Origin of the sequence: Halomonas organivorans (assembly GCF_014192055.1) — a bacterium.
In the GTDB taxonomy this organism is placed as follows: Bacteria; Pseudomonadota; Gammaproteobacteria; order Pseudomonadales; family Halomonadaceae; genus Halomonas; species Halomonas organivorans.
This window is the reverse complement of sequence record NZ_JACHXM010000048.1, coordinates 1-17,519: the sequence shown is the minus strand read 5'-3', so window position 1 is coordinate 17,519 and position 17,519 is coordinate 1. Positions and strand designations below refer to the sequence as shown.

Below are 17,519 nucleotides of genomic sequence, written 5' to 3'. Positions count from 1 at the left end.
TCCGCTCGTGTTGATTGAGATCTTGGTCGTGATCAATCAATAGGATACGCCACCCTTCCTACCTCCTCCCGTACACCAGAAATCACCATAGCTCTCGGGCGAGGGCAATACTATGAAACCGCTGACCCGTTTCTTATCCAGTGCGCCGTTCGCGAGCTGGCCATCGCTATCGTTCGGCGACACAAGATTGTGTGGGGCGGCCATCCTGCAATTACCCCTATGATTTGGAGTATCTGCGAAGATCTAGGGGCAGACTACACAGACTCAGTGATCCTATATCAAAGCCGATTCTTTGAGGGTGACTATCCGGAAGAGAACCAACGGTTTGACAATGTAGTTTACACTGATTATGTGCCCGGAGATGTCAAGGGTAGCTTACAACTGATGCGAGAACAGATGCTCTCTAGGGAAGATCTGATCGGAGCCGTATTCATTGGCGGGATGGATGGCGTTGAAGTTGAATACGACATTTTCAGGCGCTTCAATCCTGAGGCTTTCATTCTTCCAGTTGCCGCACCAGGTGGTGCAGCGCTTAATCTCGCTCGGAATAACGGCTATTTCACTGGGCGGGAGCTCGAAGACATAGATTTCGCCGCGCTATTTAGCCGTTATTTTCCTGACAAATGTTCGTAACTTTAGGTCCGGTATGTTTTTGACCTGGTTGTGAGTTGGCTCGGGTTTCTTGCGTCAAAATTGAAGAAATAGAGCTATACTTCGGTAAGCGCTACCAATATGGGGGAATACGGTTGGATTGCTAAGCGCCTTCCAAATGCAGTTGAAGAAGCAATCCGCCTCCGTACATCAAACTCATAGTGAAGTAATGTCACCAAATGCCTGTATCATATCGTTTCCCTGTGGGCGAATAGGATGCTAAGTTTAGACGAGAAGAAGAATGGCTATAATTCGTAAATCTGAGATACTCCGTCGCTACAACGCCGCACAAACAACATTGTTAGAAGAGGCCAGTGAACGGCGATGGGCAGCAGATAGCCTGAAAAAGGCATTTGAATCATTCTCTTTTTCTGAGCAATACGATATTTTCCTCTCTCATGCATATTCGGATGCACGAATAGTAAAGCAAATTAGAAGCATGCTGATGGAAAAAGGTTATTCTGTATACGTCGACTGGATTGAGGATGAGCAGTTAGATAGAGGAGAAGTAAGCAAAAATACAGCGATGGTGCTGAGAAATAGAATGAATAACTGCTCATCTTTAATCTATTTGACTTCAAATTCAGCAGAAAATTCGGTTTGGATGCCATGGGAGCTAGGGTATATGGATGCGCGGACTGGAAGGGTATCAGTTGCGCCAATAATCGAAGATGATGAAGAGTTTGAAGGAAGAGAATATCTTGGATTATACCCTTATTTAGATCTGACTGGAGATGGTTTTTATATACATAGAGGAGTCAGCTCCTGGGTTACGTTTAGAGGTTGGATGCAAGGGGAAAAACCGAAGTGAAGCAGAAGATACCTTATAAGCGTATGCACAGAAAGCCAACTGCGCGCTGCAAATTGTGGTGTGCTACGCGCACTTTACCACTATTGGCTTTGCTTCATTGTCTCCTGTGACGCGGGTGTTATATCGGCTCTGACTGAGCGTCTGCTTCTGGCCGAGGCTGTGTGAAAACTCCTGGGCTTTCCTGAAGAAGGCGCTCGTACGCGAAATCTGGAGTGGTTTTTCCATGCAACCTCCTCAGAATTTGCGAGAGATCACCGGTTTTGATCGAATTTTAACCTATGCGAGACGCTTCAAACGTTTTCACACAGCCTCGGCCTCTTCCAGCAACCGCTGGATATTGGCCTCGAAGTCGCGCACGAAGTCGTCCGCCGTCTGGCCATCGATCCCGACGGCGCCATCGCGACGCGTCATCAGGTAGGCCGTCTTCAGCCACTGGGCGTCAATGTTGTGCGCCAGTGACGTGAAGGCACGCTGCGGGAAACGCTCTGCCAGCGCTGCTATCCGCAATTGTTTCGTGTACATGACACCAGGTTCCTGTGCACCTGCCATGTTTCCCTCTTGCGGTTCTGATGATTGGCCGCCCCTTCCCTCCAACGGGTCCCGTCGAGCCGGTTCCCCGCCTTCCTCGGTACTATGAACGACTCCGACTCCCGCCTTTCCATCCGGCTGGCTTCTTGTGGTCGCCTGACCGTACCCCCTGAGTGCCTGTGGTTCGCTTCCGGTACCGTCAGGCACGACAGCACCGGACCGGGAGCCTTCGGGACAGGTGGCTCCGACGCCTGAGCTTTCACCTTTCGGGGGAGAAAGGCGGGCCTCCCAGGTTCCTGGGAAACCCCTGTATGGACATGCCCTGCTCTATGACACCGACGGCCCTCTCCCGCCAAGCCAGTACAGCGGGTTCGTATTGCCTTCCAGATCCATAACGCTGTCGGCGACCGTAATGCGAGGATTTCGATGCTCAATCACACGGCCTATCCACTCGCTGCGTACGCTTCGCAGTGGCGGTTACCCGGCACCACGCAACACTCGCTACCGGCTGGTGGCTAACCTTGGCCGGATGGGACTTTCACCCACTGGGTTTCAATTCGTCCTTTCCGTCGCGCGTTCGCGCGACTTCCCGGACGACCAGGCTTCGCCTGGCGCACTATGGAGTCCTCCCCGTTTGCCAGCATGAGGCGCGATGATCGGTCGGTACGACTGCACACGTATATCCGGTCTCGTAAATGACGCCAATGGCATCGGACCCTGATGGGCTATCCGCACGTCAGCTCCCATTCGCTTACACGAGCTCTATGGCTCAGCGCTCCACAGGGGTTTTCTGACGTCGGTTCGACCTGTTCGCCATCTAGCAGCATGCTCAGCAATCGTGGTGGTGGATCACCTCTGTGAACAAAATCGTGAAATACAGAGTGCTACTATTTTTACGCAGCCTGCGAAGCCAAGGTGGGATCGTAGGCTACACCCCGGCGCGTTATCGCCCAGGCAATACGTGCCGTCTTGTTGGCGAGGGCGACGATAGCTACGTTGACATGCTTCCGCTCGGACAACCGCTGAACCCAGTCGCTCAACCCATCGTCCTTGCCCACGGCATGACGCAGAACGGCTCGGGCACCGTGCACCAATAGTTTGCGAAGATAGCTGTCACCACGTTTGCTGATGCCCAGCAGGCGGTCTCGTCCACCGGTGCTATGCTGGCGAGGTGTTAGGCCCAGCGAGGCGGCAAAGTCCCGGCCGCGACTAAATGCCTGACCATCCCCCAGGGCGCCGGATAGCGCGCTTGCCGTCAGCGGGCCAACACCCCGCAATGTCATCAAGCGCTTCGCCACCGGGTCAGTCTGCACCTGATTTTCGATATTCGCCGTGACCGTATCAATGCGATCATCCAGGTGACGGAGATCCTCGGCAAGACCGGCCAGCAGCATACGGAAGGCATCGGTCAGCCCATTCTCGGCATCTTCCAGCCAACGGGGCAGCGCAGCCCGAAGCTTGCCGATACCGACGGGCGCCACTATCCCGTATTCGCCAACCAGGCCGCGGATTTGATTGGCCTTGGCCGTCCGTTGATGAACCAGCTCTTCACGGATCCGATGTGCCGCCTGGACATCCTGCTGGTCTACCGTCTTGACCGCCACGAAGCGCATGTTCGGCCGGCTCATGGCTTCACAGATGGCTTCGGCATCGACACGGTCATTCTTGTTGCTCTTGACGTAGGGCTTGACGAACTGGACAGCAATCAGCCTGACGTGATAGCCGCGCGCCTGCAGCTCACGCGCCCAGTGGTGGGCGGAGGCACACGCCTCCATGCCGATCTCGGCACTGACAGGGACGCGATTGGCAATGGCGTTCAGCCACTTGTCCCGTGAGTACTTGCCTCGCCATTGCACCTGGTCATGGCGATCCACGCCGTGGACGTGAAAAACTGACTTTGCGATATCGACGCCGACCCGACTAATGTTCATGGGGAGTTCTCCTCACTCTCAAGCTGGTCTGTGATGCACTCACCCACCAGTGTGGCGCAACGACGCCGGAGTAGGGTGGGGAGGACTCCATCCCATTGCTTACATAGAAATGACCCACCAGCGGTCAACAAAATTGACCCACCCGTGACCGTCAGCTGAGCGTCTTCTGCTTCAGCCGGTAGCTCTCGCCCCCGAGCGGCATCTTCCCGCGCGCGGTGTGGCGTCGGTATCTCTCTGACGATGTCCACCAGCAGGTCCGTACGCTCAGCTCCCAGCACTCCGTACAGTTGGTGAACATCAGCTAGTGTGAACGAGCGCTCTACCCCTGCCGCCTCGAATAGGCGGCTCAGCCAGAAGCCATCGTATTCCCACGCATCGCAGTAGACGGTCTCGACACCCAGCATCTCATTCAACCGATGAGCGGCCTCAGCCACGGGAATACCTTCCTCCAGTAGCTGGCTACGCGTGTTGCCATGCAAGGCCTCGGCATGTCTGTCCCAGTAGGGCCAGGTATCGAATGGACGGATCAGGAAAGAATCGCTGTTGCCCAGCGTATCGGCCCAGCCGATCTCGATGGGATAGCTATCCTGCTGCAGGAGCCCTGATGCCTCAACATCAAGGAAGGTGATGAGGGGAAGCCTGATTGTGGCTTGATTGTCCATAGAAGCCATCATCAGACCTCTCGACCTACCGCCGACATCCCCTGCCAGGCTAGCAACTCTTCCAGCTCAGGAGCGCATTCAGCCAACAACTCGAGCTTGTGTCGCTTTTCTTGTGCACCGTCTTGTCTCGCTAGCAGAGCCCGCACCATCTGGCAGTGCTGGCACGACTCCGAGCTGTCAGGGCTGCTTACAGCTCTTGCTCCCGTAACGGAAGCTGAGCTGCCCTCAGCTTCTATGGTCTGCTGCGACAGACCAACGGCAGTCCTCTTTCATCACTGCATGACTTCCAGGCGCCTCGTGGCGCTCTGCATCCCTGTTCACACCTGGTTCACCGCCGTGACATGGTAGGTCGTGGCCACCTCATAAAAACGTGCACCGATATCGATGGCCGCTGCGTCAGGGTGCACTACCTGTACCTTGCTGCGACTGGCGGCGGGGAGAAGGCTGACGAGCCATGGCGTAGACTCCTCAACGACCCAGTGAGAGGGAGTGGGCCCAGAGGTGGCGGCGCTAAATATGTCTCGGGAGACCAACCATTGGCCTCTTTCCCAGGGCATCCGGCAGTCAGCGACCCTCAGCACGTGCCTCCTTGCGCCACTTGTAGACGGTGCCCAGTGAGATCCCTTCCTGCTCCACCACTTCTTGCAGGGTCAGCTGTGAGGTGGGCAGATTGGAAACCACGGCTTGTTAGCGTTCCTCGGAGTAGCGGGCATGAGCATCCCCTTCCGTCCCTTTGGTCGGTTTCTAAGAACCCGATATCAGAGAGCTCAACACTCATCCTGACACCGGGGACTACAGGCTTTCGGAAATAGTGTTAACAGTCTCGCGTATCGCGTTCTGAAAAAGCGAGGTGTCGATGGCAGCATAGCGATACTTGGGAACGCTGACGCTGACGCAGCCCACCGGCTGGCCATCACGATCGAGAATCGCCGCGCCAAAGCAATGAATATCCAGTTCGTTTTCTTCCTGATCGATCGAGAAGCCTCGCCGACGGGTCTCATCCAACTCGGCCTTCAGACGCTCGGGATCGGTGATCGAATGCTTAGTCTGCCGGATCAATTGGATTCGTGAGAGGATATCGTCGCGCACGGCAGAATCGAGCGCTGCAAGATAGGCTTTTCCGACTGAGGTCGAGTGCAGCGTGACCCGCGTGCCAATGCGCGAAACCATGCGTACGGTCTGTGGACTTTCGAGCTTATCGATATAGGCCATTTCCAGTCCGCTGGGAACGGCGAGATGTACGGTCTCGCCGGTGATGTCGCGAAGCTCGGCGATATGGCGGTGCGCGATACTGCTCAAGTCGTGTCCCTCCCTGGCGCGCATGGCAAGACTGATCAGCCGAGTACCCAGTTTGAAGGTACCGCGGTCCTTGTCCTCAACCACCAGGTCTTCCGCAATCAGCGCGGACACCAGACGATAGATCGTCGGACGTGGGTAAGGCACCATCTTGCACAATTGTGCGATGTCGGCGTCGGATGAATCGGCGATCGCCTGCAACACATTCATGAACTTGGAGAACGATGCGGTGCCTTGAACATGGGGCTTGGTTCTGTGGGTAGCTTGCGACATTTTCACTCCGTACGTTATAGATTGTTTACAAACTCAAGCCGTTCCAGTTAATCGGCTGAGCAACTGACGGCCAGCCGCCAGCCATATCTAGGCTTCGGAAACATCGATACGTCGATCATGATGCATCACCAGTCGGCGGGCCTTCTCGATCCAGGCATGGGTTTGCTCAACGACCCACCGCTTCGGAAGCATCACAAAACCAACGACTTCGACCTAAATCCCGTGCAGTTGGTTGATCGTCTGAGCGAAGCGCTCTGTATAGCCCGTATCGGAAAAAGTCGTTGATATTACAGCATGTTTTTCCATTCCGTTCGTCATGACAGAGTGAACAACGTCTCGGCCCTGCACATTGGCTGCCGTCACACTCACGGCAAGCACCATCCCCAAGGGGGCGACGAGGACATGACGTTTGCGACCTTTGACCTTCTGTCCGGCATCGTATCCACTCGTTCCCCTGTGCGGTGAATGCCGTGTCGTTTGGTCATCCAGAACGGCTGCACTGGGCATCGGGTCACGCCCCTCACGTTCCCGCCATTGAGCGCGTGACCGCCCGTGCGTCTGCTTAAACTTGCCACGTTCGCTCCATCGACGAAAGGTGCGATACACGTTCTGCCATGGAGGAAAGGCCTTCGGCAGCATGCGCCAGGAGCATTCGCTACGGACCACATAGCAGCAGGGATCGACCAACAGGCGCCGGGAGTAACGATGGGGCGTGCCGCGATAGCCATCGACATCAGAAATGCCGGCAACCACATCTCATTCATCATCTGTCAGGCAGCTGGGGTAGCGCTGTTCTTGCGGCGGCGGCCCTGATAGCCATACCGTGCGGGAGGCTCACCCTCTGCATCCGAAAGCGTTGCATCGTCATCATACGACCCACCGGCAGGCCCTTTGTGACGCGTGAATCCGGCTTCCGTAAGTGCCTTGCTCAGGTGCTACGCCTGCCGTGCATTCGTTATTGCTGAAGCTAGCGTTTACTGCAATCACCACCTTGATCCAGGCTGGCGCTTGCCTGGCCTGAATGCTTTGGACGATTCGCTGTACGCCGAAAGTCTAACGCAGTTTTGTTGACTCCCGCTGAATCGTGATGCTTAACTCCAAGCTTTCCATATTATGGCATTAAAACCACATTGTGGTCAAGTCGGAAAGCAGAGCTCCGCCAATCTCGTGAAAAGGCGATGCACCGACGCTGACCGATATTGTGCCTATCAATTTCAATCACAAGCACGGTGTATCGAGGGAGAGAGCCCATGGCTATCAGCATCTATCCAGTCAATGAAAACTTCGTTGCCGAGGTGGGCGACGTCGATCTGTCGCAGCCCCTGTCGGACGAGGACCGGGAAGCGATCAAGGCGGCCTTCTGGAAATACGCGGTGTTGGTCTTCCCCGATCAGCACTTGACCACTGACCAGCATGTCAACTTCGCCCGCGAATTCGGGTCGCTGGAAGGAGAGAACCCGACGATCGCCTCCTATCGTAACCGCGATGGCGGGGGCAAGCCGGAGCGCTCCGAACTCGCCGACGTCTCCAACCTCAATCAGCAGAACGAAGTCTGGGGCAAGGGGAGCCGCGCGCGGATGTTCCACCTCGGCAACCAATTGTGGCACACCGACAGTTCCTTTCATCATGTGCCAGCGCGGGCCTCGCTGCTGTATGCCCGCGAGATCGCCCCGATCGGCGGACAGACCGAGTTCGCCGACGAGCGCGCGGCCTATGATGCCCTGCCAGAGTCTACCCGTGAGCGTCTCGAGGGCTACATTGTTGAACATTCGATCTTCCACTCGCGAGCCAAGATCGGTTACACCGAATTCTCCGATGAGGAACGCCAGGCACTGCCACCCGCACGGCAGGTCCTGGTGCGCACGATTCCCGAGAGCGGGCGCAAGTCGCTTTACCTGGCTGCGCATGCGGCACGCATCGTTGACATGCCTGATTCCGAGGGCCAGGCGTTGCTGGCTGAGTTGATCGAACACGCAACCCAGCGTCAGTTCGTCTACACCCACCGCTGGCGCAAGCACGATCTGGTGATGTGGGACAACCGCTGCACGATGCATCGCGGCCGGGATTTCGACGATCTGCGCTGGAAGCGCAACCTCAAGAGGGCCACCGTCTCGGATCCCGCCAACTCGATCGAAATAGCCAAAGCCCGGCCCCCTCTTTGAGCACCGGGCTGCAGTGGAGAGAACCGTGTCTAACACTATGAGAATACTCGGCGCCCCCAACCTCTATTTGCAGGGCCCTGGGGCGATCGAACGTATCGCTGACATTGTGGCAAACCTGGGAAAGTGCGCCCTGCTGGTCGCGGACCCCACCGTCGAACGCATGCTCACGCCGCAACTTACCAAACTGCTGACGAGCGTGGGGGTGGCGTTCGCCTCGGCACCTCTCGTCGGCGAGGTGACCCCCGCCAACGTCGCAAGGCTGGCCGGCGATCACCGTGCGGACGTAGTCATCGCGGCGGGCGGCGGCAAGGGTATCGACGCCGGTAAGGCGGTCAGCCGCGCAATGAGTGCGAGGCTGGTGACGCTGCCGACGGCGGCGTCGAACGACGGCCCCACCAGCCGGATATTCATCTTCTACGACGACGATCACAAACTACTCTCCGCCGAGCGTGTGCCGCGCAATCCCGACGCAGTGATCGTCGACACCCAGATTCTCGCCGGCGCTCCGCGCCACCTGCTGGTTTCAGGGATCGGCGATGCCTTGGTCAAGCGCTACGAGGCCGCACAGTGTGTCGGGGCGGGAAGACCGAACATGTTCGGCGGACGTGCCACCCTAGCCGCGGTCAGCCTGGCGAACGTTTGCGAGCAGGTGCTGCGCGAGCATGCCGTCGATGCCTTGGCCGTCGCCGGCAGTGGCAAGCCCGACGAGTCCTTCGAGAAGGTGATCGAGGCCTGCATCCTGCTCGCCGGGCTGGGCTTTGAGGGCAGCGGATTGTCAATCGCGCATGCCATGACTCGTGGACTGAGCGCGCTGCCGGCCACCGCGGAGGCGTTACACGGCCGCCAAGTAGCCTATGCGCTACTGGTCCAGTTCGTCCTGGAGAACCGCTCGGCGGCCTTCATGGCCGATCAGTTCGCCTTCTATGCGGCGGTAGGACTGCCAACCAGTCTCGCCGAGTTAGGCCTGCCCAAGCCCAGTGCCGACGATCTGCGCACCATCTCGTCCCTGACCCACAAGGCGCCGCATACACGCAATTTCGAACGCCCGCTATCCGAGGACGAGCTTACCGAGGCCATGCTCCAGCTCGAGCAGATGCGTCAACACTCTGCTGGCTAGGCTTCAGTTGCGTAAGCGACACATGAACCAACCAAGCCGTATTGACTTTCCCATAAGTCGGATGCTAGCTTGGCCACATTATGGATAAATGTTCACATCATGGTCGACATGTTGGCAGTAACTCTCGTGACGGCGACCGATGCTTATGCCGCCAGTTTCCTCACCAACAAAGACAATTCTTAGCGAAAAATGGAAGGAACACACAATGCACCATGAAATTAAGAAACCGTTCGCAGCCCTGGGCATCGCCGCTAGCCTCGCTATCACCTCGGGGGGTGTCCAAGCTGAAGAAGTGAGCTGGAAGATGGCCACGCCGTGGAGCGGCGGCCCGTGGCTGGAGCGTGACGTCGAGAATTACGCCAAGCGGGTTGAACAGCTCACCGACGGCCGCGTCGACATCAGTGTCTATCCCGCAGGTACACTTTACAGCGCGTTGAAGGTCACTGAGGGGGTGAGCCGGGGTGCCGCCGAGATCAGCAACAACTGGATGGGTTACGACTGGGGCATCGACACCACCGGTGTGCTCTTCGCAGGCTATGCCGGTGGTTTGACACCGGAAGGCTACATGCTATGGATCTATGAAGGTGGCGGTCTCGAGCTGTGGCAGCAATGGCGCGAAGAGGAGTTTGGCGTCGTCTCCTATCCCTGCGCGGTGCTGGGCACGGATATCTTCCTGCACTCGACAAAGAAGGTAGAGACCCTCGAGGATTTTCAGGGCCTCAAGCTACGCACGGCCGGCGCCTGGGGCGAAATAGCCTCGCGCCTCGGTGCCTCTACGGTAGTGATGCCGGGCAGCGAAGTCTACAGCGCCCTGGAACGAGGCGTGATCGACGCCGCGGAGTGGGGTACGCCGGAAATCAACAGGCCCACCGGCCTGCAGGACGTCGCCAAGTACGTGATCGTACCGGGAATCCAGAACCCCGGCGGCTTCCTCGAATGCCAGGTCAACCAAGACGCTTGGAACGAACTCTCCGAATACGATCAGCAGATGCTGGTGATGGCAGGCAAGCTCAGTGTCTACGAAAGCTGGCTGAGCAGCTCGGCCGCCGATCTGGAGGCCTTCCGCGAGCTTGAGGAGGGGCCCAATGAAATCGTCGATCTGGACCCGGCATTCATTGAAAAGGCGCTCTCAGTGACCCGTGAGTGGGAAAATGAGCAGGCGGCCGAGAATCCCTGGTTCGATAAGGTGCTCACTTCAATGCGTGACTTCAAGCAGGAACTTGCTTCTTGGGACAAGTACCGCCTACCCATTGGTCGCCTTGCCAAGTAACCCAGCGAGCCGTGTCGGCGTATCGGCACGGCATTCAACCTGCGCTACGACGCCAAGGGCACGTTTGTGCATAACCCAAGTCAACGGTGTGGAACAGAATCATGCTTTTCATACGGATGTTGGAACGCCTATCGAAACTTACCGGGATGGTTGCGTCGGTCCTGACGATCCCGCTGATCGCCGCCCTGGTATACGAGGTATTTAGCCGTTACGTGCTGGGGAGCCCGACCTTCTGGGCTTACGAAATCAGCTACATGTTGATGGGCTCCATCTTTACGCTGGCCATGGCCTATGCGTTGCAGATGAGACAGCACGTCAGTGTCGACCTAATTTATGCCAAGCTCCCGCAGCGCGGCAAGGCGGTGGTCGACGTGATCGGCTATTGCCTATTTGGTATTGCCGTGTGGTGGATGACCTTGGAACTCTTCGAAAGCGTCATTGATGCCTACCACAGTGGTGAAGTCACCGGCAAGTCGGCATGGAGCCCGGTAGTCTGGCCGGTCTATACAGCCTGGTTCGTGGGCTTTCTTGTCTTGGCATTGCAGGTGCTGGTCGAGATCGTCAAGTCGGCGATAAGTCTATTTACGGGAAGACCGTTCGGAGAGCATGCATGAGCGATTATCTCGGCTTTGCGATGTTCCCGGCATTGATGTTGTTGTTGCTCACCGGCTTTCCGATCGCCTTTTCGATGATCACAGTCGCATTGGTAGCCGGCTTCTTCCAGTTCGGCGACAGCGTCATCTTTCAACTGCTGTCCAAGGTCGATGACGTGGCCACACATTCGGTGCTCGCCGCGGTGCCGCTGTTCATCTTCATTGGCGCTATGCTGGAACGCTCCGGTATCGCCGAGCGCCTGTTTGCCGTGGTGCATATATGGACGCGCCGGGTACCGGGCGGCTTGGCTCTCAGCGCCATCCTGCTGGGTACGATCTTTGCTGCATCGAGTGGCGTGGTTGGGGCGACTGAGACAGTGATTGGCATGCTTGCGGTACCGGTCATGCTCAAGCACGCCTACGACAAGAGCCTGATATCGGGAACGATCTGTGCCAGTGGCTCGCTGGGGACGGTGATTCCGCCGTCGATCACCGTAGTCGTGCTGGGCCCGGTGGCCGGCGTGTCGGTCGGTGACCTATTCGCTGGGTTGCTGTTCCCTGGACTGATCATGGCCGTGCTGTTCATGCTCTATGTGGTCGGCATTGCGTTATTCAGGCCTCAGGTGGCGCCGCGTGAGGAAGAAGAAGGTCCTGACCTGAGCTTAGGCAAGAAGTTGCGCATGACGATCATCGCGTTGGCCCCGACTATGGCGCTGATCTTCACCGTGCTTGGTACCATTCTGCTGGGCCTGGCGACGCCTACCGAAGCGGCGGCCTGCGGTGCAGCGGGTACGATCATTCTCGCCCTCATTTACCGTAAACTCTCTTGGGGGATCCTATGGAGTTCCATGCAGCGTACGGCCTCGATTACCGCGATGATCCTGCTGATCGTGCTCGGTGGCAACATGTTTGCCGGTGTGTTCTTCGCCTCCGGGGGCATGACCGGGGTGCAGTCGCTGTTGGCCGATCTGGGACTCTCCGGTTCCGGTGCGGTGGCGGTGATCCTGATCCTGGCGTTCATCGCCGGCTTCCTGCTCGATCTTATTTCCGTGGTGCTGATCCTGATTCCGCTGGCGATGCCGATCGTCACTAGCTTCGGCGTGGATCCGATCTGGTTCTCGGTGGCCTTCCTGGTGGTGCTGCAGACTAGCTACCTAACGCCGCCGATGGCGCCTTCGATCTTCTATTTGCGTGCCATCGCGCCCCCGGATATCACGCTGAAACACATGTATCGCGGCGTATTGCCGTTCATCGTCATGCAATTGGTCACTCTGCTTCTGGTTATCCTGTATCCCGATCTGGTGCTATGGCTACCCGATCAGATGAGCGGACCGAGCTGGTAGCAGACCCCAAATGGGCCGGACAGAACGCCGTCGTCGGCGCTTGCTCGGCTCACTTCCACGAATAGCCCACGAGACGCGATAGCTTGCTTGACAAGTGCGTAGGCTGTCGCTAGAAGTATCTACATAATGGATTAATGTCTATATAGTGGACAGGATTCAATCCGCTTCGGACGCTGCGGATGTCGCTCCGAACAATAGCCAACTGCGTTTAGGACATACTTTCAAAGAAGGAGAATCGTCATGGCAACTCAAGATCTGCAAGCAGCTCAAGAATTCATCGTAAATCCGCTGACGCCCACGTTCGGTGCCGAGGTCATCGGTGTCGATCTCTCCAAGCCACTTTCGGACGCGACGTTCGCGGCGATTGAGCAGGTCTTCCACAAGTACCACGTGGTCTGTTTTCGCGACCAAGTACTGGACGAAGAGGCGCACCTGGCCTTTACTCGGCTCTGGGGCGAACTGGAGATATTCCCCGAGGAGGACAAGACCAAGTCAGCAAAGACTTTCTACAATGTTGCCAACACCTCTGTCGAGGGCGAGCACCTGCCCGAAGAGGACCCCAAAGTACTATTCCAGAAGGTCAATGCGCGCTGGCATACAGACAGCTCCTATCGCTACATCCCGTCCTTCGCCTCAGTGATGTACAGCACCGAAGTGTTGCCCGACGAGGCCGAAGGCGGCGAGACCGAATTCTCGAACATGTTGGCCGCGTATGACGCCCTGTCCAAGGCCGAAAAGCGCCGCTTCGAACCATTGCACATGGTCCATTACTACGAGTTCGGCCGCCGGCTATTTCCCGCCTTGCCCCCCATTACCGCCTTCGAACGCGACGCCGTGCCACCGGTTTCGCACCCGCTGGTCCGCGTACACCCCGATCGCGGCTACCGGCGCTCGCTGTTCTTCACTGTCAACGCTGGCAACGAGATCAGCGGCATGGGCCTCGAAGACGGCCAAGCGCTGCACCAGTGGCTCAACGAGTATGCCTCTCGCCCCGAGTTCACCTACAGCCACCGCTGGCGCGAGAACGATCTGGTGATGTGGGACAACCGCGTGTTGCTGCATCGTGCGACACGCTACGACATGGCTAAGTACCGGCGCGCCTTTCGACGGACTACGGTGGCCGGCAGCGGCCCGGCGTTAGGACCATTTTCAGTGGACGTGTGCGATGCCCCGAGCGACGACGAGAGCGTCGAATGACCAAAGCTACGCGCCCTGGAGACGAGACAGAGAGAACAGCGGATGAAATATGCATTGGTTACAGGTGGCACCCGCGGCATCGGTGCGGGAGTCGCGAGATCGCTGGCACGGGGCGGCTACAATGTCGTCGCCACCGGTGTGAACGAGGAGGAGGTCGGCGATTTCTTGGCGTTCGAGGGCATCACGCCCCGGCAACTAGACGTGACCTCCCAGGAGCAGGTGGACGCCCTGATTGCCTCCTTCGAGCGCCTGGACGCCGTGGTCAACTGCGCCGGTATCATCCAGCGCGGTGGCAGCGAGTTCGAACCTGGCAATTTCGCGCGGACCGTCGAGGTGAACCTCACCGGCACGCTGCGCATCTGTCACGCGGCCGAGGCCAAGCTGACCGAAGCCGGTGGTGCCATAGTCAACACCGCCTCAATGCTTTCGTACTTCGGTTCCGCCACCGCACCCGGCTATGCCGCATCCAAGGGGGGGATAGCGCAGTTGACTCGGAGCCTGGCGGCAGCCTGGGCGGTACAGGGCATTCGCGTCAACGCCGTGGCACCGGGGTGGATTGCCACCGAGCTCACCCGACCACTGATGGAGAGTGACGAGCGCTCGGGCGCGATTCTCGCGCGTACGCCGATGGGGCGTTGGGGCGAACCCGACGAGATCGGCGACGTCGTCCTGTTCCTGCTATCTGACCAAGCCCGTTTCGTCACCGGGGCTATCCTGCCCGTCGACGGCGGCTATTCTAGCGTATAAATCAAAAGGAGACCGAACCATGAGCCATTCACAGCAAGCGCCGGCGACCCCGGCAAACGACAAGTGGCAGCCCTATCGCCACGCGCAGCCGGCCGAGGCGTCGATGGAACTGGTTATTCCCCAGGCTATCCCCGAAGATGAGCGGGTATGGGTTCCGGTGGAGGAGAACGTTTGGTTCCGCCCGCTGTGCCTGTCGGCCTCGAGCGGTTACTGGATGAACCTGCTGCGCGTGCGCAAGTCCGGCGTGCTGTCGCGCCATCGCCATCCCCAGGCCGTGCACGGCTTCGTGCTCAAGGGCGAATGGCGCTATCTTGAGCATAACTGGGTCGCCACCGAAGGTGGCTACGTCTACGAAGCGCCCGGCGAGACCCATACGCTGGTCGTCGATCCCCACGTGGATGAGATGATTACCATGTTCCAGGTCAACGGTGCGATGATTTACGTAGACCCGGACGGCAACAATGTCGGCTACGACGACGTATTCACGCGTATCGCTAAGTGTCGCGCGCACTACGAGGAGAACGGGCTCGGCGGCAACTTCGTCGACCAGTTTATCCGCTAGCATATGCCGCCAGTGAATCCGCCTGGCCGATGGCCGGGCGTTGCCGTTGTGGGTGCCGCGACCGGCGTAGGTGATCTTCACCGTTATTTTGATGAGCAATATTTCGGGTATCCAGATTGAATGGTTGAAATGGCCATCCAACCCTGAGGGATCCCCAAGAAATAGATAAGAAAATCAGCATGATATGATTGAAAAGGCCTGCATGGGCCGGCATGTTGTAAGTCGCCAAACCAACAATATGCCAAAGGAGACCCATGCAGGCCCCTCGATTCTTGCATACTCTGCTGACGTCATCACTCCCCTCGATCCATGCCACACGCCTGCAGGCACTGCTCGACATGGTCGGGGCCTTGTTAGGTGAGCGCCGCCTTGGCTTGACCGCCCTGGGGCGTGCCTTACCGGGGCCCGCCGACACCAAGCACACCATCAAGCGGGCCGATCGGTTGCTGGGCAACCCTCATCTGCACCAGGAGCGGCCGCTGTTCTATTGGCTCGTGGCGACGCTGCTGATCGGCCACACCACGCGCCCGCTGATTCTGGGACTGGTCGCCGATCGATGATCGTGGCCGGCAATTCCTGCTACGCGCCGCCGTGCCGTTTGCCGGGCGATCGCTGCCGATCTTCGAGAAGGTCCATCACAAGGACAGCTGTCCCCGCTGTGAAACATACCTGTTGGACGCCCTTGCCGAGATCCTGCCCGATGGCGCCACGCCAATCCTGGTCACCGATGCCGGCTTCCGTAACCCGTGGTTCCGGGCGGTCGAGGCGCGCGGCTGGTACTACGTCGGCCGGGTTCGCTGTCCCACCCGCTACCAAGCACCGGGGCAAGCATGGCAGGCCGTGGAGACGCTGTTTCGGCAAGCGACATCGGTACCGCGTTCCCTGGGGCTCGTCCAGATTGCCGAAAGCAATCCGCTCACCACCCGGATGGTGCTCTATCATCGGCCGCCGCAGGGGCGCAAGCATCGCAACAAGCGTGGACAGGTTTCCCAGGACAGCGGCAGTCGGGCGATCGCCCGGCGGCAGAAGGAACCCTGGGTGCTGGTCAGTAATCTGCCGGACCGCTCAGCGCTGGCGGACAAGCTGGTGGCCATCTACCGACAGCGCATGCAGATCGAGGAAGGCTTCCGCGACGTCAAGAGTCCCCTGTTCGGGCTGGGCTTCGGTATGCACCAGTCCCGCCAGGGCAAGCGCATCGAGATCCTGCTGCTGATCGCGATGCTGGCCAATGTCGCCGTGATGGTGGCCGGCCTGCATGTCCGTGACAGCGGCCAACAGCGGCGCTATCAGAGCAACAGCATCCGGCACCGAAACGTGCTGTCCGTGTGGCGGTTGGGCCTGGAATGGCTACGACGTCATCGTGTCGGTGCTGCCCCTTGGCCCTCCTGGAAAGCGCTTCAGGCAAGCCTACGGGGGGAGGTCAGGGAGCAGGCCTTATGCGACAGATAGCCGAAGTTCGTGGGGATTCCTCAGGTCTTAAGGACCGCTTCTGGCCGAGGCCGTGTAAAACGAGGCTCCCGCTATACTCTACCCGTGACAGCTCGTGGAGGTGCTGATGAAGCGTTTCGTTTCAGGGGAGTCCCGTTCTCAAGCCACGTTGTTCCCTGAGCTTCTGGATGATTTCGTCTCAGAGGACAACCCGGTCCGAGCCATCGAGGCCTTCGTCGAGGCGCTCGACCTCAGACAACTCGGCTTCAAAGGTATCGATCCCCATGCCACCGGCCGGCCCGCCTACCACCCCGCTGTACTCCTGAAAATCTATCTCTACGGCTACCTCAATCGTGTCCAATCCAGCCGCCGCCTGGAGCGCGAGGCGCAGCGCAATGTCGAGCTGATGTGGCTGACAGAGCGCTTGGCACCGGACTTCAAGACGATTGCCGATTTCCGTAAGCACAACGGCAAGGCGATCCACGCCACCTGCCGAGATTTTGTCGTGCTATGCCGGCGTCTGGGGCTCTTCTCACAAGCGATCGTGGCCATCGATGGGAGCAAGTTCAAGGCGGTCAACAACCGAGACCGCAACTTTACGTTTGCCAAGATGAAACGGCGCGCCGAGGAAATCGAGAAGAGCATCGAGCGATACCTACGCCAACTCGACTCAGCTGACCAAAGTACCCCCGCTGTCACAGAAGCGCAGACGGCGCAGGTGAAGGAAAAGATCGCCGCCCTAACCGAGGAAGTTCGGCGGCTACAAGCCATTGAAATACAAAGAACCCAGGCGCCTGATCAGCAGGTCTCATTGACCGATCCCGATGCTCGCTCCATGACGACGCGAGGCACTGGAGTTATCGTCAAATCTGGTGGATGGCGGTCAGGCCGCATTCCTGTCTGATTGATCGGCTACCTGCTCTCCGTCCTGGAACTTGACGTTGCTGA

17 protein-coding genes and 3 pseudogenes are annotated in these 17,519 nt (G+C 58.4%); 13 read left to right on the top strand and 7 right to left on the bottom strand.

The genetic code is table 11. The features are described from left to right. Positions 1-39 precede the first annotated feature (39 nt). Both FHR96_RS21480 and FHR96_RS21475 read left to right on the top strand, forming a co-directional pair. Positions 40-633: a Thoeris type III anti-phage system protein ThcA gene (locus tag FHR96_RS21480; protein WP_343066394.1), complete on the top strand. Its 594-nt coding sequence runs from the start codon at positions 40-42 to the stop codon at positions 631-633. Between the two features lie 259 nt (positions 634-892). After that, complete coding sequence (locus FHR96_RS21475) at positions 893-1,462, top strand: toll/interleukin-1 receptor domain-containing protein (protein WP_183389756.1); 570 nt, start codon at positions 893-895, stop codon at positions 1,460-1,462. A 300-nt stretch (positions 1,463-1,762) separates the two neighbouring features. On the opposite strand, the gene FHR96_RS21470 is transcribed toward FHR96_RS21475, so the two are convergent. The 7 genes and pseudogenes from FHR96_RS21470 to FHR96_RS22785 all read right to left on the bottom strand — a co-directional run. Then, on the bottom strand, positions 1,763-1,984 hold the full coding sequence (locus FHR96_RS21470; protein WP_183389755.1) for a hypothetical protein: 222 nt from the start codon (positions 1,982-1,984) through the stop codon (positions 1,763-1,765). An 899-nt stretch (positions 1,985-2,883) separates the two neighbouring features. Beyond that, entirely contained in the window at positions 2,884-3,921 is a 1,038-nt protein-coding gene (locus FHR96_RS21465; protein ID WP_183389754.1) for an IS110 family RNA-guided transposase, read from the bottom strand. Beyond that, entirely contained in the window at positions 3,918-4,595 is a 678-nt protein-coding gene (locus FHR96_RS21460) for a 3'-5' exonuclease family protein (protein ID WP_183389753.1), read from the bottom strand. The genes FHR96_RS21465 and FHR96_RS21460 overlap by 4 nt, the downstream gene beginning before the upstream one ends. 552 nt (positions 4,596-5,147) lie before the next feature. Next, entirely contained in the window at positions 5,148-5,264 is a 117-nt protein-coding gene (locus FHR96_RS22375) for a DUF1804 family protein (RefSeq protein ID WP_221195908.1), read from the bottom strand. Positions 5,265-5,375: 111 nt separating this feature from the next. Continuing rightward, a complete protein-coding gene (locus tag FHR96_RS21455; protein ID WP_183389752.1) occupies positions 5,376-6,152 on the bottom strand; it encodes an IclR family transcriptional regulator in 777 nt (258 codons plus the stop codon). 87 nt (positions 6,153-6,239) lie between these two features. Beyond that, a pseudogene (locus tag FHR96_RS22790) lies at positions 6,240-6,659 on the bottom strand (transposase). 57 nt (positions 6,660-6,716) lie between these two features. Further along, a pseudogene (locus FHR96_RS22785) lies at positions 6,717-6,905 on the bottom strand (transposase); the annotation flags it as partial. Between the two features lie 497 nt (positions 6,906-7,402). Between FHR96_RS22785 and FHR96_RS21445 the strand changes: the two are divergent. The 11 genes and pseudogenes from FHR96_RS21445 to FHR96_RS21400 all read left to right on the top strand — a co-directional run. Continuing rightward, entirely contained in the window at positions 7,403-8,314 is a 912-nt protein-coding gene (locus tag FHR96_RS21445) for a TauD/TfdA dioxygenase family protein (RefSeq protein WP_183389750.1), read from the top strand. 25 nt (positions 8,315-8,339) lie between these two features. After that, positions 8,340-9,431 carry an iron-containing alcohol dehydrogenase gene (locus FHR96_RS21440; protein ID WP_221195907.1) on the top strand — a complete coding sequence of 364 codons (1,092 nt, stop codon included), beginning with the start codon at positions 8,340-8,342 and terminating at the stop codon, positions 9,429-9,431. A gap of 205 nt (positions 9,432-9,636) precedes the next feature. Beyond that, positions 9,637-10,701, top strand: coding sequence for a type 2 periplasmic-binding domain-containing protein (locus FHR96_RS21435; protein ID WP_183389749.1), 1,065 nt, complete (start codon positions 9,637-9,639; stop codon positions 10,699-10,701). Between the two features lie 101 nt (positions 10,702-10,802). Then, positions 10,803-11,315, top strand: coding sequence for a TRAP transporter small permease subunit (locus tag FHR96_RS21430; RefSeq protein ID WP_183389748.1), 513 nt, complete (start codon positions 10,803-10,805; stop codon positions 11,313-11,315). Continuing rightward, complete coding sequence (locus FHR96_RS21425) at positions 11,312-12,637, top strand: TRAP transporter large permease (protein ID WP_183389747.1); 1,326 nt, start codon at positions 11,312-11,314, stop codon at positions 12,635-12,637. The genes FHR96_RS21430 and FHR96_RS21425 overlap by 4 nt, the downstream gene beginning before the upstream one ends. Positions 12,638-12,877: 240 nt before the next feature. Next, positions 12,878-13,834 carry a TauD/TfdA dioxygenase family protein gene (locus FHR96_RS21420; protein WP_183389746.1) on the top strand — a complete coding sequence of 319 codons (957 nt, stop codon included), beginning with the start codon at positions 12,878-12,880 and terminating at the stop codon, positions 13,832-13,834. Positions 13,835-13,876: 42 nt separating this feature from the next. Next, the gene (locus tag FHR96_RS21415; RefSeq protein ID WP_183389745.1) at positions 13,877-14,581 is read left to right on the top strand and encodes an SDR family NAD(P)-dependent oxidoreductase; all 705 of its coding nucleotides are present in this window, start codon (positions 13,877-13,879) and stop codon (positions 14,579-14,581) included. Between the two features lie 19 nt (positions 14,582-14,600). Further along, on the top strand, positions 14,601-15,143 hold the full coding sequence (locus FHR96_RS21410) for a 2,4'-dihydroxyacetophenone dioxygenase family protein (RefSeq protein ID WP_183389744.1): 543 nt from the start codon (positions 14,601-14,603) through the stop codon (positions 15,141-15,143). Between the two features lie 254 nt (positions 15,144-15,397). Continuing rightward, positions 15,398-15,703 (top strand): hypothetical protein, encoded by a 306-nt coding sequence (locus tag FHR96_RS22530; protein WP_246393079.1) that lies wholly within the window; start codon positions 15,398-15,400, stop codon positions 15,701-15,703. A gap of 31 nt (positions 15,704-15,734) precedes the next feature. Beyond that, complete coding sequence (locus FHR96_RS21405; RefSeq protein WP_343066393.1) at positions 15,735-16,592, top strand: IS4 family transposase; 858 nt, start codon at positions 15,735-15,737, stop codon at positions 16,590-16,592. 106 nt (positions 16,593-16,698) lie between these two features. Continuing rightward, positions 16,699-17,433: pseudogene (locus FHR96_RS21400) on the top strand (transposase); the annotation flags it as partial. Positions 17,434-17,519: the final 86 nt, after the last annotated feature.

Excerpts from the sequence above, each read along its gene's own strand:
- FHR96_RS21465 (WP_183389754.1), bottom strand. The coding sequence starts at position 3,921 with ATGAACATTAGTCGGGTCGGCGTCGATATCGCAAAGTCAGTTTTTCAC.
- FHR96_RS21475 (WP_183389756.1), top strand. The coding sequence starts at position 893 with ATGGCTATAATTCGTAAATCTGAGATACTCCGTCGCTACAACGCCGCA.
- FHR96_RS21410 (WP_183389744.1), top strand. The coding sequence starts at position 14,601 with ATGAGCCATTCACAGCAAGCGCCGGCGACCCCGGCAAACGACAAGTGG.
- FHR96_RS21455 (WP_183389752.1), bottom strand. The coding sequence starts at position 6,152 with ATGTCGCAAGCTACCCACAGAACCAAGCCCCATGTTCAAGGCACCGCA.
- FHR96_RS22530 (WP_246393079.1), top strand. The coding sequence starts at position 15,398 with ATGCAGGCCCCTCGATTCTTGCATACTCTGCTGACGTCATCACTCCCC.
- FHR96_RS21445 (WP_183389750.1), top strand. The coding sequence starts at position 7,403 with ATGGCTATCAGCATCTATCCAGTCAATGAAAACTTCGTTGCCGAGGTG.
- FHR96_RS21420 (WP_183389746.1), top strand. The coding sequence starts at position 12,878 with ATGGCAACTCAAGATCTGCAAGCAGCTCAAGAATTCATCGTAAATCCG.
- FHR96_RS21425 (WP_183389747.1), top strand. The coding sequence starts at position 11,312 with ATGAGCGATTATCTCGGCTTTGCGATGTTCCCGGCATTGATGTTGTTG.
- FHR96_RS21470 (WP_183389755.1), bottom strand. The coding sequence starts at position 1,984 with ATGTACACGAAACAATTGCGGATAGCAGCGCTGGCAGAGCGTTTCCCG.
- FHR96_RS21430 (WP_183389748.1), top strand. The coding sequence starts at position 10,803 with ATGCTTTTCATACGGATGTTGGAACGCCTATCGAAACTTACCGGGATG.
- FHR96_RS21415 (WP_183389745.1), top strand. The coding sequence starts at position 13,877 with ATGAAATATGCATTGGTTACAGGTGGCACCCGCGGCATCGGTGCGGGA.
- FHR96_RS21460 (WP_183389753.1), bottom strand. The coding sequence starts at position 4,595 with ATGATGGCTTCTATGGACAATCAAGCCACAATCAGGCTTCCCCTCATC.
- FHR96_RS21435 (WP_183389749.1), top strand. The coding sequence starts at position 9,637 with ATGCACCATGAAATTAAGAAACCGTTCGCAGCCCTGGGCATCGCCGCT.